Genomic DNA, 21,826 nt, shown 5'->3' on the forward strand with positions numbered 1-21,826 from the left:
TTAGAACCTGTTCGTATTTCGTTCCCCGGAATAACTTTTTTGATGTTCATGCGTTATGGAATGTAACCTTTCAATGAATCCTTATTATACAATTAAAAGCTACCATGCGGACATTTTTCTTTTTTCTTCTTCTACCGTCAATTATTCCTTCGCAGAATCTCGTGGTCAATCCCGGTTTTGAGGATTGGAATACTCCCGATCTGTATTATGCCACCATGCAGAACGACGCCGTGAAAGGATGGTACGATCCCGGAATGAATTCTTCCGATTTTTATAAAGCTTCTCCGCAGGGAAATGAAAATAACATGAGCGTATCGATCGGTGGTTTAATGACCGCGCACAGCGGATCTTCTTTCGCGGGATTTCTCGGAAAATACGGAGAGGATTACCGCGAATACATGGCTGGATCACTCGTTTCTCCATTGGAAAAAGGAACAACTTACTCGGTGAAATTTTTTCTTGCATTGGGGCCGGGTTGCTACCAGGGAGTGAAAGAACTCGGAATTTTTTTCGGAGATTCTGCTACCATCAACAAAAACATTCATGGAGAATTCACGCCTCAGGATTTCAAACTTATTCCCCAGGTAAAAATTCAGGATCTTGATTATGATAATTATTCCGGCCAATGGAAAGAATTCGATCTTGAATTCACTGCGAATGGCGGTGAAAAGAATTTTGTGATCGGGAATTTTCTCAACGATGCACAATCAGTTATAGAAAATCCTAAAACTAAAACTGCGGGTACATTGAACTGGACGTATTATTACATTGACGATTTTGACGTTGAACCAAAAAATAAAAAACCGATCGACCTTGTGTTATCTCCTGTTTTTTCTACTGCTGATATTCAACCCGGAAAAATTTATACTTCCTCCGTATTTTCTTTTGTCGATGGAAAAAGTGAATGGAATGAATCATCAAGCGCCCCGCTTCTTTTTATTGCGCACGCTATGAAAACTAACCCGTCGCTGAAATTAGAGATCGACTGGTACACGGATGGGCACGATGCGCTCGCAGATACGCGCGTGCATGCGATCTCAGATTTTATTGCAGCACATGGAATTCCAGCCACGCGCATAAGCACGCACACACAATCGCCCGGAAAAAATGAACAACCGGGAGTTCGGTTCATTTTTTCGAAGTAATTTTAAATATGCGGATTTACGCAACAATTATTTTTGTTTTTATCACGCGTCAATTCTTTTCCCAGAACCTCGTGAGGAATCCCGGGTTTGAAGAAAAAGATTCCGTTTATTATTTCGGCGCAAAATATTGGAGCGTTCCTACAGCCGGCACCACCGATTTTTTCAATGTGCCTGATTCGCGTGATCTGAATTTTTTCGGTGGAAGAACAAAAGCAAATACAGGAAATGGTTTTGCCGGATTCATTCCGTATGAATATGCCACGCACCAGGATAATTATCGTGAATTCACTACAGGAGAATTAACCGAAGCATTAAAAGCGGGCCAGACTTACCCTGTTTCATTTTATTTACAACTCGGAAAAAAATGCAGGTACAGCGTGGCTGAATTGCAGATCTGGTTTTCGAAAACAAAACCGGAAAAGACATTAGGCCCGAACCCGACCAAAGAAAAACCACAAATGGAATTTAATATTAAACCGGCGAACGCAACGCAGGGAAACTGGGTAGAAATTTCCGGAAGCTATACAGCAACCGGCGGAGAAAAATATTTTACGATCGGAAATTTTCTTTCCGATAAAAATTCTACTATGGTAAAAATGCACGTTCCGGTGAAAGGAAGCCACGAGTGGGCTTATTATTATATGGACGATTTTTCGATCGGCGACACTGCGATAACTGAAATTCCAAATGACAATGCTATCTGGAAACCCGACTTAGATACCACGAAACTTAATGTGGCAGTTCCATTGGACATTGCAGCAGGAAAAAGAATTATTGGGCAGAATATTTATTTTGAAAATGATAAAGCGGTTCTCCTGCCGGAATCCTATCCATTGCTCGACCAGATAATCGCAGCAATGAAAGATCAGCCGCAATTGAAAGTGGAGATCGACGGATTCACCGATGCGAATGGAACTCCCGAACACAACATGATGTTATCTGCCGATCGCGCAAATACTGTAGCCGGATATTTCTTTTCGCACGGAATTGATAAAAACAGGATGACTGCGAAAGGATTCGGCTCCACTCGCCCGGTTGCTGATGAAGGAACTGATGAAGGACGCTCGAAGAACCGCAGGGTGGAATTTGTTTTTTCTGAGTAAATTGATGCAATGAAATTTTCTCTCCCCGTAACGGTTTTTATTTCTGCGAATCTTTTTTCCCAGAATCTAATTGTCAATCCCGGTTTTGAAGATCATCCCGGCGTGAAAATCACTGCGGGAACTTCGGTCTGCATCAATTCCGTTTCCATTCCCGGCTGGACCGATCCCACCGACGGAACTTCTGATCTGTACATTTATGCCGAAGGACAAATGGAAGGAAGAGTTTCTCCGAAACCCGATTCCGGTGATTCGTACGGAGGATTCTGGGGAAGCAAAGGCGGACTCGGCACAGGAGAATATCTCCAGGGAATGCTCAGCGCCCCTCTCGTAAAAAATTCAACTTATCATATTTCCATTTCAGTTTGGGTTTCCAATAACGGAAATTATGACGATGTGAATTCGCTCGGAATTTCTTTTTCTTCTTCATTGAGAAAAGATATGAGCGGACTTGCAGAAACCATTTCGCTCGAATCCGATATGAAATTCAGCACGCAGAAAATAATTACCAAAGAAGGAAGGTGGAATACTTATTTCCAGGATTACATAGCGAATGGATCTGAAAAATATTTTATTCTCGGCACTTTCCGCGACCCGGAATCAAGGCCGCGGAAAGATGATGCCTCTTCAACTTATTTTTATGTCGATAACCTTTCTCTTACAGGAAAGCGCGCTCCGGGGCCAATACCGGATGATGTTTTTCAAAATGATACGGTCTGGACAAAACACGGCAACTGGAAACAGGATTCACAGCGTAAAAAAAATATCGATACTCATTTTTATACTGCGCCTGCCAACGGGCAGCAAAATAAAAATGAAAGGAGAAACAGCGGTTCAAAAAAGAATCTGCATTTTCTGTTGCGCCGAAATCAGAAATATTTTTCAAATAAATAAACGATCGTGAAAAATATTTTGTTTTTATTTTTTTTGATTTCAATGCAATTAAATTCCCAGAATTTAGTGGTGAATCCCGGTTTTGAAGATCATGGCAATGATCCGGCGAGTTCCGGAACTTTGCAATCACTGAATCTTCCGGGTTGGACCGATCCCACAGCCGGCACTTCCGATATTTATTTTATAAGCAATGGAGAAGATACGCAATACCACCCCTTAGCTGATTCAGGAAAAAGTTATGCTGCTTTGTGGGGAAGTGAAGACGGAAAATACTGGGCTGAATATGTGCAGGGAACTTTTGTTCATGCACTGAGAAAAAACATCGTTTACCGGTTTTCATTCGCGCTGCATATCTGCGACGGGTATGGAAATGAAAACGACATCAACTCGCTTGGAGTTCGGTTCTGTGATTCCCTTCTGCACGGCGCAGCGGATGTTGCGCGTGGAATTCCGCTTGCGGCGGATGTTCGTATCAGCAGGGAAAATAAGATCGAACGCTCCGGGCGCTGGACAATTTATTTTGCCAATTACAAAGCGAAAGGAGGAGAAAGACATTTCATTCTCGGATCTTTCAATCCGAAAAAGTTTGATTTCATTAATGACAGCCAGCATTCCAGTTATTTTTTCATTGACAATGTTTCATTAACCGGAAAAGATAATTTACCTCCCGGCCCCATTCCCGATGTTGTTTTTGAAAAAGACACGATCGCGCCGGATAAATTTATTCCTGTACGCTTTAAAAATTCGCAAGTAAAAAACACGCCGTCATTAATGAATGAAAACCGGAATTTTGAATTACCTTTCTCTCATGAAAATGCGGTTCACAATATTCTCCATCATTTTCCTGCACACCTGCGTAAACGCGCAAACGCAATTCGGATTCAAGTTAAACGCCGGGGCAAGTTATTTCACGGATAAATTGACGAGCACCGATCCCAACACTAAGCAGTCTTTTTCTCTCATGCCGTCGGGCCAGGCCGGACTTTTTTATTCTTACAGATTTGGGAAATTTTCCGCCGGAACTGAATTGTTTTTTATTCCTATTGAAGGGTGTGAAACTTTAATTACCAATGTCCTTGATCAAACAGGAAATCCCACAGGCGAACTCGGCAACGATACCATCCGGAGACACATCTATTACCTGGGTGTTCCTCTTTATTTCGGATACTATATTAAAAAATTCAATTTCAATCTTGGCGCCCAGTTTCATTATGCGCTCGCAAGCGGTGGAGAAGAACAAGGCCACATCAATTACAATGGCGGATACTATCGCTGGAATAACAAATCAACCTCGCTGGCCATTGATAAATTTGACATTGGTGTACGTGCAGGTGTTTTCTATAACTTGAATGATAAATTTTCAATCGAAGCAAATTATTATTATGGTTTCAATAATCTTATTTCCGATCCGCGTATTTCACCGGACTGGAAATGGAAAGTGCAGCAAATGACGATCGGGTTGCGTTATGGAATTATGAGAAGAGAAACACCTCAACCCACTAATTGATAAGCTCGAATAAAAAATAACTATATGACAAAAAATAAAACTACAGAAAACAAAAAAAGTATTCCTGCTTTTTTAAAGTCGATCAAAGAAGCAAAGAAGCGTACGGACTGTTCCGCTATCATTGACATGATCGCAAAGCAAACAAAATTAGAACCGAAGATGTGGGGAACAAGCATCGTCGGTTTCGGGAGTTACCATTACAAATATGAGAGTGGCCGCGAAGGTGATGCGCCTCTTGCGGGAATTGCGGCGAGAGCAAATGCGATTACTTTTTATCTCGGTTCGGAATTCGAAAAAAGAGAAGAACTGCTTTCAAAATTCGGAAAACATAAAGTAGCCGGAGGATGTATTCATATTCATAAACTGGAAGACGTTGACAAAAATGTTTTAATTAAGATGGTAAAAAATTCCATTGCACAGCGAAAGAAAGATCATAAGTGCTGATTATCCTTCAGGGAAATTAATTTGCCAATGCTTTTAAGAGCTTGCCCGTTCGAGGCGGTCATTGATGGCAACACCTAATCCGTGATCGGGAAATTTTTCAGCAAGGATCACCTCTGCCCCACTCGCATCTAGTTTTCTCATTGCAGAAAATAAATTACGCGCCGCTTCGTGAAGATCTCCTTTTAGAGAAAGAATTTCGTATGCAACAATATTTTCTCCGGAATATTTTTTCGAAAAAGATAAAATTGCTTTTTTCTCGTTTGAATATTTTGCCAGCAACTTTTCCATCTTTCCAAATTTCAAAATAATTTTCGGCGCGTAATGAGATTTTAATTGGCCGGGGGAATTTAAAATTGAAGATTCAAGATTCAAGATTGGCTTTACAAAATTTTGAATCTTGAATTTTGAATTTTGAATTTGCTCGGCAATATCCTCCATCGCAACTCCACCAGCCCTGAGAACAGAAACTTTATTCCCTTCGAAAGAAATTACCGTCGATTCAATTCCTACCATGGAATTTCCTCCATCGAGGATGTATGGAATTCTTCCTTCGAGTTGTTCTCTTACATGAAACGCATTCACCGGCGAAATATATCCGAATGGATTTGCGCTCGGCGCCGCAAGCGGAAAATCAAGTTGCGAAAGAAGTTTCAGCGCGAGCGGATGCCCGGGTACGCGCAAGGCAACCGTATCTCCTCCACCGGTAACGATGTCGGGAATAATATTTTTTTTCTTCAGCACGAATGTCAAAGGCCCGGGAGAAAATTTATCGGCAAGTTCATAAACGATTGAAGGAATTTCCTCGGCATATTTTTCAAACTGTTTCGCATCATGCACATGCACGATGAGCGGATTGAAAAGCGGGCGGCCTTTGGTCTCATAAATTTTCAGAACAGCATCGGCATCGAGTGCATTCGCTGCCAGGCCATAAACAGTTTCTGTGGGAATGGCAACGAGTTCTCCTTTGCGGAGAAGTTCTGCCGCGAATGAAATATCAGTGCCGGTAATGGTCTGCATAAGCGGAGCAAAGATAATTTATCTTAGCGATGAAAGTTTTTCGAATAAATAGGGTAATGAATCTATTTATTTCCCCTTCGCGTCTTTGTGTCTTCGTGGCAAATGATAGTCGCCACAAAGGCACTAAGGCACCAAGTGTTTAATAAATTTTAAAGCAAAAAACTATTCGAAATTCAAACATGGAAAGTCAACGCAAAAACATTTCTATCGTTCTCCCGGTTTACAACGCTGAAAAACATTTACAAAAGTGCATTGAAAGTATTTTCGCGCAAACATTTACCGACTTTGAATTGTTGATTCTTGACGATGGTTCAATTGATTCAACGCCGGAAATTATCAAATCGTTTTCAAAAAAAGATCCGCGCATACGCATGATCCCGCTTGCTCATGCGGGCGTAGCAAACGCAATGAACGCGGGCATGCGCAGAGCGAAAGGAAAATATATTTCAAGAATGGATGCCGACGATGAAATGTTCCCGGGAAGAATTGAAAAACAATTTCATTTTCTCGAAGAGCATCCTGATACCGGTGTGGTGAGTTGTCTCGTTGAACATGGCGGTGATCCGGAATTGCAGGAAGGATATGCAGCACATATTTCATGGATCAATTCGCTTCAAACGCATGAAACTATTTTTCTCAATCGATTCATCGATTCTCCTGTTTGCAATCCTTCGGTGATGTTCAGAAAAGAACTCGTGGAAAAATACGGCGGTTGCCGTGAAGGAAATTTTCCGGAAGATTATGAACTATGGTTGCGCTGGATGAAACAAGGCGTTCGGTTTGAAAAAATTACGGAAGTACTCATGAAGTGGAATGACCCTCCGGAACGGCTGACCAGAAATGATGAGCGCTATTCTCCTGAAGCATTTGCAAAAGTGAAAGCTGAATATCTTGCTGAATTCATTACGGAGAATATCGGTGACAGAAAATTATTGCTTTGTGGTGCAGGAAGAATTACGAGAAAGAAAAGCGGCTTTCTTTCTGAAAAGAATATTTTCACCAATGGATACATTGATATAGATCCGGAAAAAATCGGAAAAAACTACAATGGAATTCCGGTGATCGGGCTGAATGAACTGGAAGGGAAAGAAAAATGTTTTGTAGTGAGTTATGTCGGCAACCGCGGAGCGAGAGAAGAAATCCGGAAAATATTATCAGGAAGAAAATTTAAAGAAGGGAAAGATTTTGTAATGGCGGGGTAATTATTTTTAATTTTAATTCATGAAAACAAAAAATTTTAACGGCATCGCCACTGTCCTTTTACTACTCTCCTTTTGCCAATGCCACATGAGGCCGTCCGAAGACAAGTCTCTTCTGGCATGCATCAGAATATTTCAAAAGAACAAATCGGATTATGAAAAAGTCGTTTCATTAGCACACACGCAAAAGCCTGAACAACTTTATTCAACCGGCTGCGTTGCCCCTTACTTTTTATTATTTCCGGATTCGATGCAGTTTCACCCTCCCGGGGTTGATAAAATAGGAAGAGATGCCGACCAGACTGATATCATTTTCAATTTAGATTCACTTACTTCCTATAGTAATATGGAAGGTGAAATTCATTATGGAATAATGTTTAAAGACTCGCTTGGTTCGATAATAGAATATCATGCGTCCCAATATGAAAATACTTATTCGGCAATGCCTAATGGATATGGCAAAGCGCTGGATAATTACACGTATAAAAAAATTGAAGGAAACTGGTACGCTTACCGGCACTCCTGCATTTCGCTAATTTCAAATAATTAGAAAGAGTTATTTCCCCATTCTCCTGATCACATTACTCTCCAGAATTCCATTCACACTTTCATCATTGGCCGCAACGACCATTGCCTTCGCCACTTTTTTTGCGCTGATCGCTTTGTATTTCGCCGGAGTGACCGGCCAGAAAAGTGTCATCACTAAAATTGCAGGCCATTCTTTGAGCCGGATCTCTTTTCTCCAGCCCAGCAACATGGAAGGACGAAGGATCACACATTTTTCAAAGCCAAGAACGGAAACCGCTTTTTCCATTTCACCTTTTGTCTGGTAATAAAAATTCGCAGAATCGGCAGCCGCGCCAAGAGAAGAAACGACAAGAAAATTTTTTACGCCGTTCTCCTTCGCGCACACCGCGCACCAGCGCACCCACTCGTAATCGACGCGACGGAAATTTTCACGGCTCCCGGCTTTTTTTATCGTGGAACCGAGACAGCAGAAAACTTCATCGGCTTTTACCATCTTCCTGAATTCTTCCGGGTTTTTGAAATCGATGATCACCTCGTCAACTTTGTGATCATTGATCCCGGTTGATTTGCGGACAAATATTTTTATTTCGCCGTAACGATCATCCGCAAGAAGTTGTTTCAACAGAAAGCCGCCGATGAGGCCGGTGGAACCGAAAATGATCGCCGATTTCGAATTGCCAATTTTCAATTTACAATTATTTTGAAAAAATCCTGAACATTGGTACGCTCGACAATTGAAAAATGAAAACCGGCACTATCAAAATAGTTTCTGCTGCGGCCCGCTCTTTTTCCCTTTATCTTTTTCCTTGCGCACTTTTTCTGTGGGCGATTCACCGTCTTCTTCGTCTTCTATCTCCTCTACTGAAAGTTTGGCAAACGGATCGATCATGTCGATGTCTTTGATCTTATTTGCGCTCAGTTTATTTCCTTTTGCTTTCATATTGCGCACCTCGATGAAAGTATCGGCATCGATCTTTTCCGGTTTTGCATCTGCTCCTTTTGACTTCGCAAATGTGAGAACAATTTTTTGCGATGGATGCTGGGAAATATGTTCAATGCGTGATTGAGGATTTTCGGTGATGAATAAAGTTTTCTTGTCCGTAAGATCGAACAGGAAACGTTTTACGAAATAATTCTGACTCTCGCCATCGAAATAAATGCAGGTACTCGTTGCTTTCGAATCATATTTCTCAATGCGGATCGTGTCTTCATCAAAATGCAGCGACGTTTCAATTCCCGTCATCCGGTAATGCCCGCTCTGCGTAATCGTGAGAATGCGGTCGTTCGGGCCGAAATTTCCGAGGTAAGTTCCACGCTCCTCGTAATTGAGGCGATGTGTATTATCATCAAACCACACTTTTTGTTTTTTGATCGCGACTTTTCCTTTTTCTTTCAACACCACTTTCCGCACCGGGTAACGTGTGAGAATATTTCCCTGCGTGTCTCGGCCTTTGATTGCAACCTGCGAAAGATCCATTTCGAATTCCTGCTTGCGCGCGCCTGATGTGGGCGTGAGCGAAACGGTGATCACTTCACTTTCTCCATTGGGGCTCACTGAAAAATAATGCACTTTGGAATCTTTCGCTCCGCGCGTGAGATTGTATTCTTTGTCTCGCGTGATACCGCCAACCGTAAAGCGTTTGATCATCGTGTTGCCGCGAAGACCATCGCGGTACGCCATGTTGTAAACAGTTTTATCATCTCCCTTTTTGAAAACACCAATGTGAAGAATATCTTTTCCAACATAAGTTTTCTCCGCGATCTTCGTCACCATCATCACGCCATCGCGGCGGAAAACAATTATTTCATCAAGATCAGAACAATCAAAAACAAATTCATCTTTCTTCATTCCGTAACCGATGAAACCCTCGTCCCTGTTCGCATACAATTTCACATTGTTCATCACCACCTGCCTTGCTTCGATCTGTTCGAATGTTTTAATTTCTGTTTTGCGTTCACGGCCCGCTCCGTATTTTTTCTTCAGCTCCTTGAAATATTCTATCGCGTAATCCACGAGATGCGCAAGATGATGTTTCACCTGGTCGATCTTCGTGTCGAGCTCTTTCATTAATTCATCCGCCTTTATACTGTCGAATCTCGTAATGCGTATCATCGGGATCTGCGTGAGTTTGTGCAGATCATCATCATTGATAGCGCGCAATAATTTCCGGCGATGCGGTTTAAATTGTGCATAGAGGTATTCGTACAGCGATTCGCGATCAGCATACTTTTTAAAGTCGATGTACATTTCCTCTTTTATGAAAATTTTCTCGAGCGAAGAAAAATGCCAGCGTTCCTGCAATTCCGAAAGTTCAATTTCCAATTCGCGTTTCAGAAGATCCATTGCACGATGCGCCGATATCTTCAGCATTTCATTCACACCTACAAAACGCGGCTTTTCATTTTCAATGATGCAGGCATTCGGTGAAATGGAAATCTCGCAATCCGTGAATGCATAAAGTGCATCGAGTGTTTTATCAGTGGAAACTCCCGGTTGCAGGTGAATGATCACCTCCACATTTTCCGCCGTGTTGTCTTCGATCTTGCGGATCTTGATCTTTCCTTTGTCATTCGCGGCGATCACGGAATCAATGAGACTTCCCGTTGTTGTTCCGAATGGAATTTCAGTGACCACCATCGTTTTTCCATCCTGTACTTTGATCTTCGCACGCACACGGATTTTTCCGCCGCGTAATCCATCATTGTAATTTGAGAAATCAGCCGAACCTCCTGTAATAAAATCAGGATAGATGTCAACTTTTCTTCCGCGCAATGCGGCAATACAGGCATCAATAAGTTCGTGAAAATTATGCGGAAGAATTTTACACGCAAGCCCCACTGCAATTCCTTCTACACCCTGCGCCAGCAACAAAGGAAATTTCATTGGTAAAGTAACGGGTTCGCGGTTTCTCCCATCGTAACTCGCCTGCCACACGGTGGTCTTCGGATTGAAAACAACATCGAGCGCAAATTTTGAAAGCCGCGCCTCAATGTATCGTGCAGCAGCAGCACTGTCGCCCGTAAAAATATTTCCCCAGTTTCCCTGCGTATCAATGAGCAGATCTTTTTGTCCGAGCTGCACCATTGCATCACCGATGGAAGCATCACCATGTGGATGATATTTCATGGTATTGCCAATGACATTCGCGACTTTATTGTAACGGCCATCTTCCAATTCCCACATAGAATGAAGAATGCGGCGCTGCACGGGTTTCAATCCGTCTTCCACATAAGGAACAGCGCGTTCAAGAATTACATAAGATGCGTAATCGAGAAACCAGTTCTGGTACATTCCGCCGATCTGCTGAATGTCGGAGCGCTCATGGTGTTCACTGCTTCCATCACCATTCTCATGGTCATCAAAAAGATTTTTTTTATTCTTCGGAGTCATTATACTTTAGACTTTTTCTCTGCTTTTATTTTGCTTCGGATTCAACTTTATTTTTTTTCTTCTTCCACGATATCTTTTTCCACACGCAGATTGCCGATAATGAATTCCTGCCGCTCCGGCGTATTTTTTCCCATGAAATAAGAAAGCATATCCGGAATATTCGATCCCAAACCAATGAGTACCGGCTCGAGACGGATATCTTTCCCGATGAAATGTTTGAATTCATCGGGGGAAATTTCACCCAAACCTTTGAAACGAGTGATCTCGGGTTTTGCGCCGAGTTTAGCAATGGCAGCGCGTCGTTCATCTTCAGAATAGCAATAGATCGTGTCTTTTTTATTTCGCACGCGGAACAAAGGAGTTTGAAGAATATAAAGATGTCCATTCTTCACAAGATCAGGAAAAAACTGGAGGAAAAAAGTCATGAGCAATAAACGGATGTGCATTCCGTCTACATCAGCATCAGTGGAAATGACCACATTGTTGTAACGGAGATTTTCCAATCCGTCTTCAATGTCGAGCGCCGCCTGCACCAGATTGAATTCTTCGTTCTCGTAAACAATTTTTTTTGTGAGCCCGTAAGCATTCAGCGGTTTTCCTTTCAATGAAAAAACGGCCTGCGTATTCACATCGCGCGCTTTGGTGATGGAGCCACTCGCAGAATCTCCTTCGGTAATGAACAAAGTAGATTGCAACCGGCGATCATCTTTCATATCGTTCATGTGAACGCGGCAGTCGCGCAATTTCCTGTTATGAAGATTTGCTTTTTTCGCGCGCTCGCGGGCGAGTTTCTGAATTCCTGAAAGTTCGGTACGTTCTTTTTCGCTCTGCAGAATTTTGCGGTGAAGTGCGTCGGCAGTCTCCGGATTTTTATGAAGATAATTATCGAGTTCTGTTTTTAGAAAATCATAAACGAACGAACGCATGGCCGGGCCTTTCGGACCCACATCCTGCGAACCGAGTTTTGTTTTTGTTTGCGATTCGAAAACAGGCTCCATCACTTTCACACTGATCGCTGCAACAATGGAAGTGCGGATGTCATTCGCTTCGTATTCTTTTTTCAGAAAATCGCGGATCACTTTGATGTAAGCTTCACGGTAAGCCGACTGATGCGTACCTCCCTGCGTTGTATGCTGGCCATTCACGAATGAAAAATATTCTTCCACGTATTGCTGATCACTGTGTGTGATGGCCACTTCAATGTCTTCGCCTTTGAGGTGAATGATGGGATACACAATGGGGCCGCTGAGATTTTTCTGGAGAAGATCCAGCAAACCATTTTCAGAACGGATGGGATTTCCATTGTAATAAAGTGTGAGGCCGGTATTGAGATAAGCGTAATTCCACAACATCCGTTCTACATATTCATTGATGTAATGGTAATTGATAAAAACTTTTTCATCGGGAATGAAGGAAATGATCGTTCCTTCCGCTTCGTTACTCGACTTTACGCGTTCATCGGATTTGAGATCGCCGCGTTTGAATTCTGCCGCTTTTGATTTTCCCTCGCGTATGGATTGCGCGCGGAACCATTGCGAAAGTGCATTCACCGCTTTTGTTCCTACTCCATTCAATCCCACTGATTTTTTAAAAGCTTCCGAATCGTATTTTGCACCGGTGTTGATCTTGGAAACACAATCGATCACTTTTCCCAATGGAATTCCACGCCCGTAATCGCGCACGGAAACGGTTCCGTCTTTGATGGTCACTTCAATTTTTTTTCCGTGGCCCATTACGAATTCATCGATGCAATTGTCGAGCACTTCTTTGAGCAGGATGTAAATTCCATCGTCGGGAGAAGAGCCATCACCGAGTTTCCCGATGTACATTCCGGGACGCAGGCGAATGTGATCTTTCCAGTCAAGTGACTTTACACTGTCTTCGTTGTATGTAGATTTTTCTGCCATTTATTGGAAATTCAAAATCCCAAATTCAAGATGTTTCTTCGGTTTTGGGGATTTGTTTTTTTCTTTTTTGTTTTTTTTCAGAACATCATTTTCACTCCGGTCAGTACCAGCATTTCTAACAGCCAACCCAAAAGTGCACAGAGTAGAAAAATAAAATAATTAATGAATCTCCATGCGCTTTTGTCTTTGCTGAATACTTTCCAGCGTTTTTTCAGGAATTTAAAGAACAATGTTCCGAGTAAATACGGAACGATAAACCAAAGCGTCAGAAAAAAAAGAACGTAGAAGATCTCTGACATGATCAAACATTGAAACGGAAATGCATTACATCTCCGTCCTGCACAATGTATTCTTTTCCTTCGATCCGTATTCTGCCATTATCACGACAGGCAGCTTCGGAACCGAAATGGATGAAATCATTATACGAAATCACTTCCGCTTTGATGAATCCTTTTTCAAAATCGGTGTGAATGACACCAGCCGCTTCAGGGCCGGTCATTCCTTTTTCGATCGTCCATGCACGCACTTCTTTAACGCCCGCTGTAAGATAAGTTTGAAGATCCAGCAATTTGTAAGCGGCGTGAATCAGTTTGTTCACACCCGGTTCATCCAAACCGATCTCGGTGAGAAATGCTTTTCTGTCATCGTAACTTTCCAATGCAGCGATCTCGGCTTCCATAGCGGCTGTAATGATAAGCACTTCTGCTTTTTCATCTTTCACGGCTTCTTTCACAGCATCGGTATATTTATTTCCTTTTTTCACTGCCGCTTCATCCACATTGCAAACGTAGAGTACCGGTTTCAACGTGAGCAGGTGAAGGTCTGCAATGAATTTCAGATCATCTTTCGAAAGATTCAATGTCCGGACCGATCTTCCTTTCAACAAATTTTCATTGACAAGAGAAAGAATTTCGAAAGTTTTTTTCTGGTCTTTATCGGTTCCGCTTTTTGCAACTTTATCAATTCTCTTCATGCGCTGTTCCACCGACTCAAGATCTTTCAATTGCAATTCAAGATCGATCACTTCCTTATCACGAACAGGATTCACACTTCCATCCACATGCACCACATTCGGATCATCAAAACAGCGGAGCACATGAAGAATGGCATTCGTCTCGCGGATGTTTGCAAGAAATTTATTTCCCAGCCCTTCTCCTTTGCTCGCACCTTTTACAAGACCAGCTATGTCCACTATTTCAACCGTGGTGGGAATAATTTTTTCGGGATGAATGAGTTCCGCAAGTTTATTCAGGCGTTCATCGGGAACTGTGATCACGCCGATATTCGGTTCGATGGTACAGAACGGAAAATTTGCCGCCTGCGCTTTGGCATTGGACAAACAATTGAAAAGTGTGGACTTTCCGACGTTTGGCAATCCTACAATTCCGCACTTTAAAGACATAGTTCAGGTTTCGGGTGCGAAAACGGATAAGACCCGTCTTCAAGGGGGCAAAATTACCATTTCAGATTTTTTATTTGTTGCTCAATACTTTTCATCTCATCGTAGTTTTCAACAACCCACCTATGTTATTAACATAAATCATCTCTCCTGCGCAAAGAATTACTTTTGCCCGTCTGAAAACCTGTTTACAGATTTTTGTTCAGCCCCGTCAGTTTTATTCGGAAATATCAGAATTTTCGCATCCGTAATATGACAACAATCTCCCCGGAAAAAAATCCTGCCTTGATCCATCAGCAAGGCGAAAATCAGAAAACAGTGATGTCAATTCCAGAACTTGAAAAAATCTGCTCGCAGGTGCGAAGAGATATTGTGCGGATGGTTCATGCAGTCAACTCCGGCCATCCAGGCGGATCGCTCGGCTGCACCGATTTTTTTGTGGCGATGTATTTTGAGATCATGAAACATGATCCGGCAAAATTTTCGATCGACGGAAAAACGGAAGATGTTTTTTTTCTTTCGAACGGACACATCTCCCCGGTTTTCTATAGTGTGCTTGCGCGTTCGGGATATTTTCCGGTGAAAGAACTTTCTACTTTCCGGAAAATAAATTCTCGCCTGCAGGGACACCCGACCACGCATGAGCATCTGCCCGGTGTGCGCGTATCATCGGGTTCGCTCGGGCAGGGAATGTCAGTGGCTATTGGCGCTGCACTTGCAAAAAAATTAAATGGCGATGATCGTTTTGTTTTTTCATTGCATGGCGATGGGGAACTGGATGAAGGACAGGTGTGGGAAGCTGCGATGAGTGCCGCCGCTTTGAAAGTTGATAATCTCATTTGCACGATTGATGTGAATGGGCAACAAATAGACGGGCCTACTGAAAAAGTAATGCCGCTCGGGGATCTCGAAGCAAAATTCAAAGCATTCGGTTGGGATGTTTTAAAAATTGTGAATGGAAATAATATTTCTGAAGTGATCGATGGAATTAAAAACGGAATGTCACATACTCGGAAGGGCAAACCGGTCGTTATACTAATGACAACGGTGATGGGCTATGGTGTCGATTTTATGATGGGCTCACATAAATGGCATGGCATTGCGCCGAATGATGAACAACTGGCACAGGCTTTGAAACAATTACCTGAAACGATCGGTGACTATTGAAAGGATGATGAAAAGTATCAGCCAAAAATTCATTTCGCTCTTACTGATTTTTTCTGTGCTGATGGTTCGGCCGCAAAAAATTTCTGCGCAGTCACACACGTACGTGCCCCAGCTTACGCGCATACTTTTTGTTTTCGATGCCTCTTATTCCATGTACGGAGAATGGCAATCTGGATCGAAGATCGATATCGCAAAAAGATTATTCTCCCAGTTCCTCGACAGTTTAAAATCAATTGACAATCTTGAGGTAGGATTGCGTTGTTTCGGCCATCAGCATTCATTGCTTCCGCAACGCGATTGCGAAGACACCAAGCTGGAAGTTCCCATAGCGAAACCGAATATTTCCATTCCGCAAATGAAAGCGACCATGGAAAATATTGTTCCGAAGGGAACCACACCTATTGCCTATTCTCTTCTGCAATGTGCTGATGATTTTCCGAAAAGCGGCGCCGGAAGAAATATCATCATCATGATCACCGATGGAATTGAAGAATGCGGCGGCGATCCGTGTGCCGTTTCTCTTGCATTACAGCAAAAAGGAATTATTCTCAAACCATTCATCATCGGTATTGGCGGAACGGTCGATTATTCTTCACTCAATTGCATAGGAAAATTGTACGACGTTTCGGACGAAGCCACATTCACCAACATTCTCAATATTGTAGTTTCCCAGGCGCTGAACAGCACCACTGCACAGGTGAATCTTCTTGATATTTATGGAAAACCAACGGAGACCGATGTGGACATGACTTTCTATGATCAGCAAACCGGAGTGGTCCGTTACGATTACATGCATACGATGAATGATCGTGGCGTTCCCGATACAATTGTTCTTGATCCGCTGAGCACTTACAAATTAGTGGTGCATACCATTCCTGAAGTAATCAAAGAAAATATTACGATCACGCCGGGAAAACATAATATCATCGCCGTAGATGCGCCGCAGGGATATTTAAATCTGCAGGTCGCCGGCATTAATAATTACACACGATTGCAATGCATTGTGCGAAAAGCAGGAACCATGCAAACCATCAATGTGCAGGATTTCGGAAAGACAGAAAAGTACATTGTGGGAAAATATGATATTGAAATTCTTTCGCTTCCCAGGATCTACATGAATAATGTTGATGTGGGACAAAACAAAACGACATTGATCCAGATCCCCCAGGCGGGAATGGTTACCATTTCAAAACCACAGGAAGGAACAGGACAATTATTCCTCGAAGAAAAAAATAAACTCACTTTCGTTTGCAATCTGAATTCTCAGATCATGAATGAAAATATTGTTTTGCAACCCGGAAATTATAAAGTCATTTACCGATCGAAGTCCGCGCATGAAACGATCTACCAGGTAATCCGTGAATTCAAGATCGACGCGGGCGGACAGGCAACAGTGAAATTATATTAACCATGAGAATGGAGGGTGCTTGCCCGCCTCTTTTTTGGCGGGGAGAATAGAGAAATGCTCAACCAGAATTCATTTATACTCCAAAATAATTTTCTGCAAACCAAAAGAAATACTTAGCAACTCCTGACTCTAATGAAATACACTGCTACAGAAAAAAAAGACACACGCTCCGGATTCGGCGCAGGATTATCGGAACTCGGAAAAATAAATCCTGATGTGGTTGCACTCTGTGCCGACCTTACCGGCTCGCTGAAAATGGATGCGTTCCAGAAAGAATTTCCGAATCGTTTTTTCCAGGTTGGGATTGCAGAAGCAAACATGATGGGAATTGCAGCCGGACTCACCATTGGAGGAAAAATTCCATTCACCGGAACATTTGCCAATTTTTCTACGGGAAGAGTGTACGACCAGATCCGCCAGTCGATAGCTTATTCCGAAAAAAATGTAAAGATCTGTGCATCGCATGCCGGACTCACACTCGGAGAAGACGGAGCCACACACCAGATTCTCGAAGACATCGGCCTCATGAAAATGCTTCCCGGAATGACCGTGATCAATCCCTGCGATTACAACCAGACCAAGGCAGCCACCATTGCCATTTCAAAACATATTGGCCCGGTTTATCTCCGTTTCGGAAGGCCTTCGGTTCCGAATTTCACTCCTGCCGATCAACAATTCGAAATAGGAAAAGCATTAAAACTCATTGAGGGAACTGATGTTTCCATTTTTGCAACCGGCCATCTGGTATGGAAAGCGCTGGAAGCTTCCGACATTCTTCGGGAACAGGGCATTTCGGCGGAAATAATAAATATCCATACGATTAAACCTCTTGACGAAAAAAGCGTCTTACTTTCAGTAGCAAAAACCCGTTGCGCGGTTTCGGCTGAAGAGCATAACCGGATAGGCGGACTGGGAGAAAGTATTGCAAGTGTGTTTGCAAAAAATTCTCCTGCACCGCTTGAGATGGTGGCAGTAAACGACAGCTTTGGTGAAAGTGGAACACCCGACCAACTGATGACCAAGTATGGTCTCGACACCAAAGACATCGTGAATGCCGCGCTCAAAGTTGTAGCGAGGAAAAAAAGCTGAACGTAAAATATTTTTACCTTGAGCTGTGCAACGGGAAATAAAAACTGTAGCACAGCTTTTTTATTAATGGAAGACGTATCCGATAAAGAACTGATCTCGCAATTCCGGGAAGAAAAAACAAGGCAACTTGCTTTCCGTAAAATTCTTGAGCGCTACCAGAAAAGACTGTACTGGCACATACGCCGCATGCTCGTTGATCATGATGATACGGATGATGTGCTTCAGAATGTATTTATCAAAGTGTGGAAAGGCCTCGATAATTTCAAGGAAGATGCGCAACTCTTCACCTGGCTTTACCGGATCGCAACGAATGAAACGCTCACCTTCATTCGCCAGCGCAAAGCAGACCTTTATGTTCGTTATGGTGATGTGGAATACGGAATAGAAAGCAAACTGCAGGACGATAATTATTTCCGCGGCGATGAGATCCAGAAAAAATTACAGCTCGCGATCGCTCAGCTCCCGGAAAAACAACGGCTCGTTTTCAATATGAAATATTTCGAGGAAATGAAATATGAAGACATGTCGAACGTACTGGAAACTTCGGTAGGCGCTTTGAAAGCTTCCTACCATCACGCCGTAAAAAAAATAGAGGCCTACATCAGGGGAAATGCTGATTCGGTCTTCTGATCCGGCATTAAAAATTGAAAAAAGTAAAATGAATAATGAGAATGACATAAACCTTCCGGCTGACTTCGATGATCTTTCGAAGCACGCTCCTCTCCTGCACGCATTGCAGAAGAAGGGAGATGGTTTTGTTGTTCCTGAAAATTATTTTTCTGATTCGGCTGAAATTATTCTTGCAAAGACTATTCTTCCTTCTGCTGATGGATTTGTTATTCCTGAGAATTATTTCAGTTCACTGGCAGAAAATATTATTTCTCTTGCAGCGCTTTCAGAACTAAAAGACAAAGAATCATTTTCAGTTCCCGAAGGTTATTTCGAAAAATTTGCGGATGATGTTATTTCAAGCGCAGAGCTGCATGCAATGATCAATAAAGATGGATTCACCGTTCCGGAAAATTATTTCAATGAATTCGATTCCGAACTCAACACAAAGATCGCACTCGATAACCTGAAGCAGGATGATGGATTCGTAATGCCCGGTGATTATTTCGAAAAACTTTCTTCCTCGGTCATGTCGCGCATCAGCATTGATGAAAAATCCGAAGACGAAACAAAAGTTCCGGACGGATATTTCGACTCACTCGCCGATCGCATCACCGCGCGCATACGTGAAGAAGAAAATATTACCAAAGAAAAACCGGCTGAACAGGGACGCGTTATTGTATTCGCAGAGATCGTAAAACGCTATTCACGCCCCGCCGCCATTGCCGCTTCGGTTGCACTTGTTGTAGCAGCCGCTGTTTGGTTCCTCAATCGAAATGATCACCCGGAAAAAAATCCGATCGCGAAAAATGAAACGCATAAAAATGTCAACCCGGTTGTTACTCCTTTGAAAAAAGATTCAGTCCCTGTTCTTGTTATTCCCGATCAGCATAACAACAACATGGCACAACACGATGTAAAAAAACAAAAACCGCGGAATGGAGTAAACCATCCGCACGATGCATTAGTCAAAGTAGAAAAGAAAGATATCATGGATGCGATCGATCTTCTTGACGAAAATACAGTGGCCGATGTTGTTGCTGAGAAAAAACCGGATGTGAAAGACCAAAACAATAATGAACAACTCGATCAGTCGATGAAAGATTTTCTCAATGATAATTCAACGCTCGAAGATATTTCAAACAGCATCAACAACCACTAACAGAACTTCACCCTGTCATGAAAAAACTTTTACTCATACTGATGCCTTTCTTTCTCCTGTGCGCGCTTCCCGCGGTGGCGCAGGGAGCGAAGAAAGACACTGTTGCATCGGCGAGCGGCGCTGAACGGGTGCAGGCGCTGAAAGTTTCTTTCATCACCAAGCGTCTTGATCTTACAGCGGAAGAAGCGAAAAAATTCTGGCCGATCTATGATGAGTACCAGGATAAACGCGATGTTCTGAGAAAACAATTACAGGCCGATTATGATACGGTGCGCACACAAGCCGACCATCTTTCGAATGAAGAACTCACCCGTCTTGCCAATGAAGAAATGTCTTTGAAACAGCAGGACGTGGCTTTACAGGCAGAGATGCATGAGAAACTGAAAAATGTTCTGCCGCCAAAAAAACTTGCAGAACTTTATGTGGCCGAAGATGATTTCAAAAAAGAACTGGTGCGCATTCTCACCGAAGAGAAAAAATCAAACGGCGGTAACCCGAAATAAATTATGCACTTGTTCCGGAAATATTTTTTTCTGATCGCTGTTCTCGCACCTTTTGCCGGAACAGCTTCTCCATTCGTGCATGATTCTATCGTGATCGCAAATTCTTTTTCATCAAAAGCAAAACAGCGCGAAGTGAGAAATTATATCCGCCCCTGCGTGTACGTGAATTATTTTACAACAGGAGAACGCATCATTCGCCCTGTAAAACCAGGCATCAACCAGGTGGCCATCACTAACGTTCTTGGAAAATATAAATTCTCAGAGGGGAATCTTGGTTTTTATTGTCCGCTTTACACGCATACGCATTTCAGTTCCGACAGCACCGATGTAAATACTTTTCATTTACTGATGACGTTCAACGGGCTCAATGATCGCCCGCAATTTTCAAATCTTCCGAAGCAACACCAGCTTTACAAAATGGGCTTGGGTATTCGCGGCATTTATGCTTTCCGTTCGCAGTTCATTCTCTTCGCCGATCTTTCTCCGTACGTGACCGGCGACAAATATGACACGCATCTTACACAGCAATATCATCTCGCGGGTTCTGTTGTTTTCAACTGGATGGTGAGTCCTGCATTCAGCATGCGCGCGGGCATCACGCGGACTTTCATCTGGGGAAACCGGTGGATACTTCCAATGGCGGGGATCCGCGTTGGGCGGCTCGATGGAAAATGTTATTTCTCGATGCAGTTTCCACGATACACTTCATTGACATTCCAGCCCTCACCTAAATTTTCTTTTTCACTTTACAGTCGTGCGTACGGCGGACTCTATAATATTTCAAACGCTGATTCGCTTTACATCGGAAGAGATTCTGTTATTCAGCTCGGGCAAACAGGTTTGGCGAATGGAATACGATTCGATTTCCGCCCTTCACCGAATTTTTCTTTTTTCGTTTCCACGGGATATGCAGTAAGAAATCACATCTGGCTTTATTCGTGGAGTTTCAATGACCAGTTGCACCCCATCAATAGTTTCGGACCTTTCTATAATGGAAATCCTGCACCAACCGGATTCGTTCAGCTCGGAATGACCTGGCGTTTCGGTAAAGCGAAAAAGTCGGCAGGAAATTATCTGATGTATGATGTTTTCCAGATGAACAATGATATGGATCCCGGCGATAACAATAATGGCCCCGGCAATGGAAATATTCCAGGAGGTTACGACAAGAAAAAAGAAATGAATAAAGTTCAGTACAAAGATGTCATTGATTTAGTGGACGACACCGATCTTTACTAGAGTACGAAATACGTAACTTCTACTAAAAGTTACGTAATACGAATGGGTACGAAAGTTTAGGAAAAGGTTTTACTTTTGAGAATACGATTTCTGTTTGTATCCGCAGTTTTTCTCCTGT

Annotated in this window: 21 protein-coding genes; 15 read left to right on the forward strand and 6 right to left on the reverse strand. The window is 42.7% G+C overall.

What is annotated here, in order from left to right; all coding sequences use genetic code 11:
* The first annotated feature begins 104 nt into the window (after window positions 1-104).
* From HY064_14515 to HY064_14540, 6 genes are read left to right on the forward strand one after another with little or no spacing between them, the layout of a single operon-like run.
* A complete protein-coding gene (locus HY064_14515; protein MBI3511871.1) occupies window positions 105-1,145 on the forward strand; it encodes a hypothetical protein in 1,041 nt (346 codons plus the stop codon).
* Between the two features lie 8 nt (window positions 1,146-1,153).
* Window positions 1,154-2,248: an OmpA family protein gene (locus tag HY064_14520; protein MBI3511872.1), complete on the forward strand. Its 1,095-nt coding sequence runs from the start codon at window positions 1,154-1,156 to the stop codon at window positions 2,246-2,248.
* A 9-nt stretch (window positions 2,249-2,257) separates the two neighbouring features.
* Entirely contained in the window at window positions 2,258-3,139 is an 882-nt protein-coding gene (locus tag HY064_14525; protein ID MBI3511873.1) for a hypothetical protein, read from the forward strand.
* Between the two features lie 42 nt (window positions 3,140-3,181).
* Complete coding sequence (locus tag HY064_14530) at window positions 3,182-4,057, forward strand: hypothetical protein (protein ID MBI3511874.1); 876 nt, start codon at window positions 3,182-3,184, stop codon at window positions 4,055-4,057.
* Window positions 3,954-4,646 (forward strand): PorT family protein, encoded by a 693-nt coding sequence (locus HY064_14535; GenBank protein ID MBI3511875.1) that lies wholly within the window; start codon window positions 3,954-3,956, stop codon window positions 4,644-4,646. Before HY064_14530 ends, HY064_14535 begins: the two co-directional genes overlap by 104 nt.
* 24 nt (window positions 4,647-4,670) lie before the next feature.
* Complete coding sequence (locus tag HY064_14540; protein ID MBI3511876.1) at window positions 4,671-5,090, forward strand: DUF1801 domain-containing protein; 420 nt, start codon at window positions 4,671-4,673, stop codon at window positions 5,088-5,090.
* Between the two features lie 33 nt (window positions 5,091-5,123).
* On the opposite strand, the gene HY064_14545 is transcribed toward HY064_14540, so the two are convergent.
* Complete coding sequence (locus HY064_14545; protein ID MBI3511877.1) at window positions 5,124-6,107, reverse strand: threonylcarbamoyl-AMP synthase; 984 nt, start codon at window positions 6,105-6,107, stop codon at window positions 5,124-5,126.
* 179 nt (window positions 6,108-6,286) lie between these two features.
* Here HY064_14545 and HY064_14550 point away from each other — a divergent pair, with 179 nt between their 5' ends.
* Window positions 6,287-7,309, forward strand: a complete 1,023-nt coding sequence (locus tag HY064_14550) for a glycosyltransferase (protein MBI3511878.1) — start codon at window positions 6,287-6,289, stop codon at window positions 7,307-7,309.
* 19 nt (window positions 7,310-7,328) lie between these two features.
* The gene (locus HY064_14555) at window positions 7,329-7,856 is read left to right on the forward strand and encodes a hypothetical protein (protein MBI3511879.1); all 528 of its coding nucleotides are present in this window, start codon (window positions 7,329-7,331) and stop codon (window positions 7,854-7,856) included.
* Between the two features lie 6 nt (window positions 7,857-7,862).
* Here HY064_14555 and HY064_14560 read toward each other — a convergent pair whose 3' ends face one another.
* From HY064_14560 to ychF, 5 genes are all read right to left on the reverse strand, one after another.
* The gene (locus tag HY064_14560) at window positions 7,863-8,522 is read right to left on the reverse strand and encodes an NAD(P)H-binding protein (GenBank protein MBI3511880.1); all 660 of its coding nucleotides are present in this window, start codon (window positions 8,520-8,522) and stop codon (window positions 7,863-7,865) included.
* Window positions 8,523-8,591: 69 nt separating this feature from the next.
* A complete protein-coding gene (locus HY064_14565; GenBank protein MBI3511881.1) occupies window positions 8,592-11,225 on the reverse strand; it encodes a DNA gyrase/topoisomerase IV subunit A in 2,634 nt (877 codons plus the stop codon).
* Between the two features lie 47 nt (window positions 11,226-11,272).
* The gene (locus HY064_14570) at window positions 11,273-13,132 is read right to left on the reverse strand and encodes a type IIA DNA topoisomerase subunit B (GenBank protein ID MBI3511882.1); all 1,860 of its coding nucleotides are present in this window, start codon (window positions 13,130-13,132) and stop codon (window positions 11,273-11,275) included.
* Between the two features lie 77 nt (window positions 13,133-13,209).
* Window positions 13,210-13,431, reverse strand: a complete 222-nt coding sequence (locus HY064_14575; protein MBI3511883.1) for a hypothetical protein — start codon at window positions 13,429-13,431, stop codon at window positions 13,210-13,212.
* Window positions 13,432-13,433: 2 nt separating this feature from the next.
* Window positions 13,434-14,534, reverse strand: a complete 1,101-nt coding sequence (gene ychF / locus HY064_14580; GenBank protein MBI3511884.1) for a redox-regulated ATPase YchF — start codon at window positions 14,532-14,534, stop codon at window positions 13,434-13,436.
* Between the two features lie 318 nt (window positions 14,535-14,852).
* On the opposite strand from ychF, the gene HY064_14585 reads away from it, so the two are divergent.
* The 7 genes from HY064_14585 to HY064_14615 all read left to right on the forward strand — a co-directional run bounded on the left by HY064_14585 (window position 14,853) and on the right by HY064_14615 (window position 21,708).
* Window positions 14,853-15,698: a transketolase gene (locus HY064_14585; protein MBI3511885.1), complete on the forward strand. Its 846-nt coding sequence runs from the start codon at window positions 14,853-14,855 to the stop codon at window positions 15,696-15,698.
* A gap of 61 nt (window positions 15,699-15,759) precedes the next feature.
* Entirely contained in the window at window positions 15,760-17,106 is a 1,347-nt protein-coding gene (locus tag HY064_14590; GenBank protein MBI3511886.1) for a VWA domain-containing protein, read from the forward strand.
* A 132-nt stretch (window positions 17,107-17,238) separates the two neighbouring features.
* A complete protein-coding gene (locus HY064_14595) occupies window positions 17,239-18,195 on the forward strand; it encodes a transketolase family protein (GenBank protein MBI3511887.1) in 957 nt (318 codons plus the stop codon).
* Window positions 18,196-18,261: 66 nt separating this feature from the next.
* Window positions 18,262-18,825, forward strand: coding sequence for a sigma-70 family RNA polymerase sigma factor (locus HY064_14600; GenBank protein MBI3511888.1), 564 nt, complete (start codon window positions 18,262-18,264; stop codon window positions 18,823-18,825).
* A complete protein-coding gene (locus HY064_14605; GenBank protein ID MBI3511889.1) occupies window positions 18,806-19,966 on the forward strand; it encodes a hypothetical protein in 1,161 nt (386 codons plus the stop codon). Before HY064_14600 ends, HY064_14605 begins: the two co-directional genes overlap by 20 nt.
* 17 nt (window positions 19,967-19,983) lie before the next feature.
* A complete protein-coding gene (locus HY064_14610) occupies window positions 19,984-20,469 on the forward strand; it encodes a hypothetical protein (GenBank protein MBI3511890.1) in 486 nt (161 codons plus the stop codon).
* 3 nt (window positions 20,470-20,472) lie between these two features.
* Window positions 20,473-21,708 carry a hypothetical protein gene (locus tag HY064_14615; protein ID MBI3511891.1) on the forward strand — a complete coding sequence of 412 codons (1,236 nt, stop codon included), beginning with the start codon at window positions 20,473-20,475 and terminating at the stop codon, window positions 21,706-21,708.
* Window positions 21,709-21,826 lie beyond the last annotated feature (118 nt).

It is taken from the genome of Bacteroidota bacterium, from assembly GCA_016194975.1.
Lineage (GTDB): Bacteria > Bacteroidota > Bacteroidia > Palsa-965 > Palsa-965.

Coding starts and splice junctions, on each gene's coding strand:
- HY064_14515 (MBI3511871.1), top strand. CDS start 105: ATGCGGACATTTTTCTTTTTTCTTCTTCTACCGTCAATTATTCCTTCG.
- HY064_14520 (MBI3511872.1), top strand. CDS start 1,154: ATGCGGATTTACGCAACAATTATTTTTGTTTTTATCACGCGTCAATTC.
- HY064_14525 (MBI3511873.1), top strand. CDS start 2,258: ATGAAATTTTCTCTCCCCGTAACGGTTTTTATTTCTGCGAATCTTTTT.
- HY064_14530 (MBI3511874.1), top strand. CDS start 3,182: ATGCAATTAAATTCCCAGAATTTAGTGGTGAATCCCGGTTTTGAAGAT.
- HY064_14535 (MBI3511875.1), top strand. CDS start 3,954: ATGCGGTTCACAATATTCTCCATCATTTTCCTGCACACCTGCGTAAAC.
- HY064_14540 (MBI3511876.1), top strand. CDS start 4,671: ATGACAAAAAATAAAACTACAGAAAACAAAAAAAGTATTCCTGCTTTT.
- HY064_14545 (MBI3511877.1), bottom strand. CDS start 6,107: ATGCAGACCATTACCGGCACTGATATTTCATTCGCGGCAGAACTTCTC.
- HY064_14550 (MBI3511878.1), top strand. CDS start 6,287: ATGGAAAGTCAACGCAAAAACATTTCTATCGTTCTCCCGGTTTACAAC.
- HY064_14555 (MBI3511879.1), top strand. CDS start 7,329: ATGAAAACAAAAAATTTTAACGGCATCGCCACTGTCCTTTTACTACTC.
- HY064_14565 (MBI3511881.1), bottom strand. CDS start 11,225: ATGACTCCGAAGAATAAAAAAAATCTTTTTGATGACCATGAGAATGGT.
- HY064_14570 (MBI3511882.1), bottom strand. CDS start 13,132: ATGGCAGAAAAATCTACATACAACGAAGACAGTGTAAAGTCACTTGAC.
- HY064_14575 (MBI3511883.1), bottom strand. CDS start 13,431: ATGTCAGAGATCTTCTACGTTCTTTTTTTTCTGACGCTTTGGTTTATC.
- ychF (MBI3511884.1), bottom strand. CDS start 14,534: ATGTCTTTAAAGTGCGGAATTGTAGGATTGCCAAACGTCGGAAAGTCC.
- HY064_14585 (MBI3511885.1), top strand. CDS start 14,853: ATGTCAATTCCAGAACTTGAAAAAATCTGCTCGCAGGTGCGAAGAGAT.
- HY064_14590 (MBI3511886.1), top strand. CDS start 15,760: ATGGTTCGGCCGCAAAAAATTTCTGCGCAGTCACACACGTACGTGCCC.
- HY064_14595 (MBI3511887.1), top strand. CDS start 17,239: ATGAAATACACTGCTACAGAAAAAAAAGACACACGCTCCGGATTCGGC.
- HY064_14600 (MBI3511888.1), top strand. CDS start 18,262: ATGGAAGACGTATCCGATAAAGAACTGATCTCGCAATTCCGGGAAGAA.
- HY064_14605 (MBI3511889.1), top strand. CDS start 18,806: ATGCTGATTCGGTCTTCTGATCCGGCATTAAAAATTGAAAAAAGTAAA.
- HY064_14610 (MBI3511890.1), top strand. CDS start 19,984: ATGAAAAAACTTTTACTCATACTGATGCCTTTCTTTCTCCTGTGCGCG.
- HY064_14615 (MBI3511891.1), top strand. CDS start 20,473: ATGCACTTGTTCCGGAAATATTTTTTTCTGATCGCTGTTCTCGCACCT.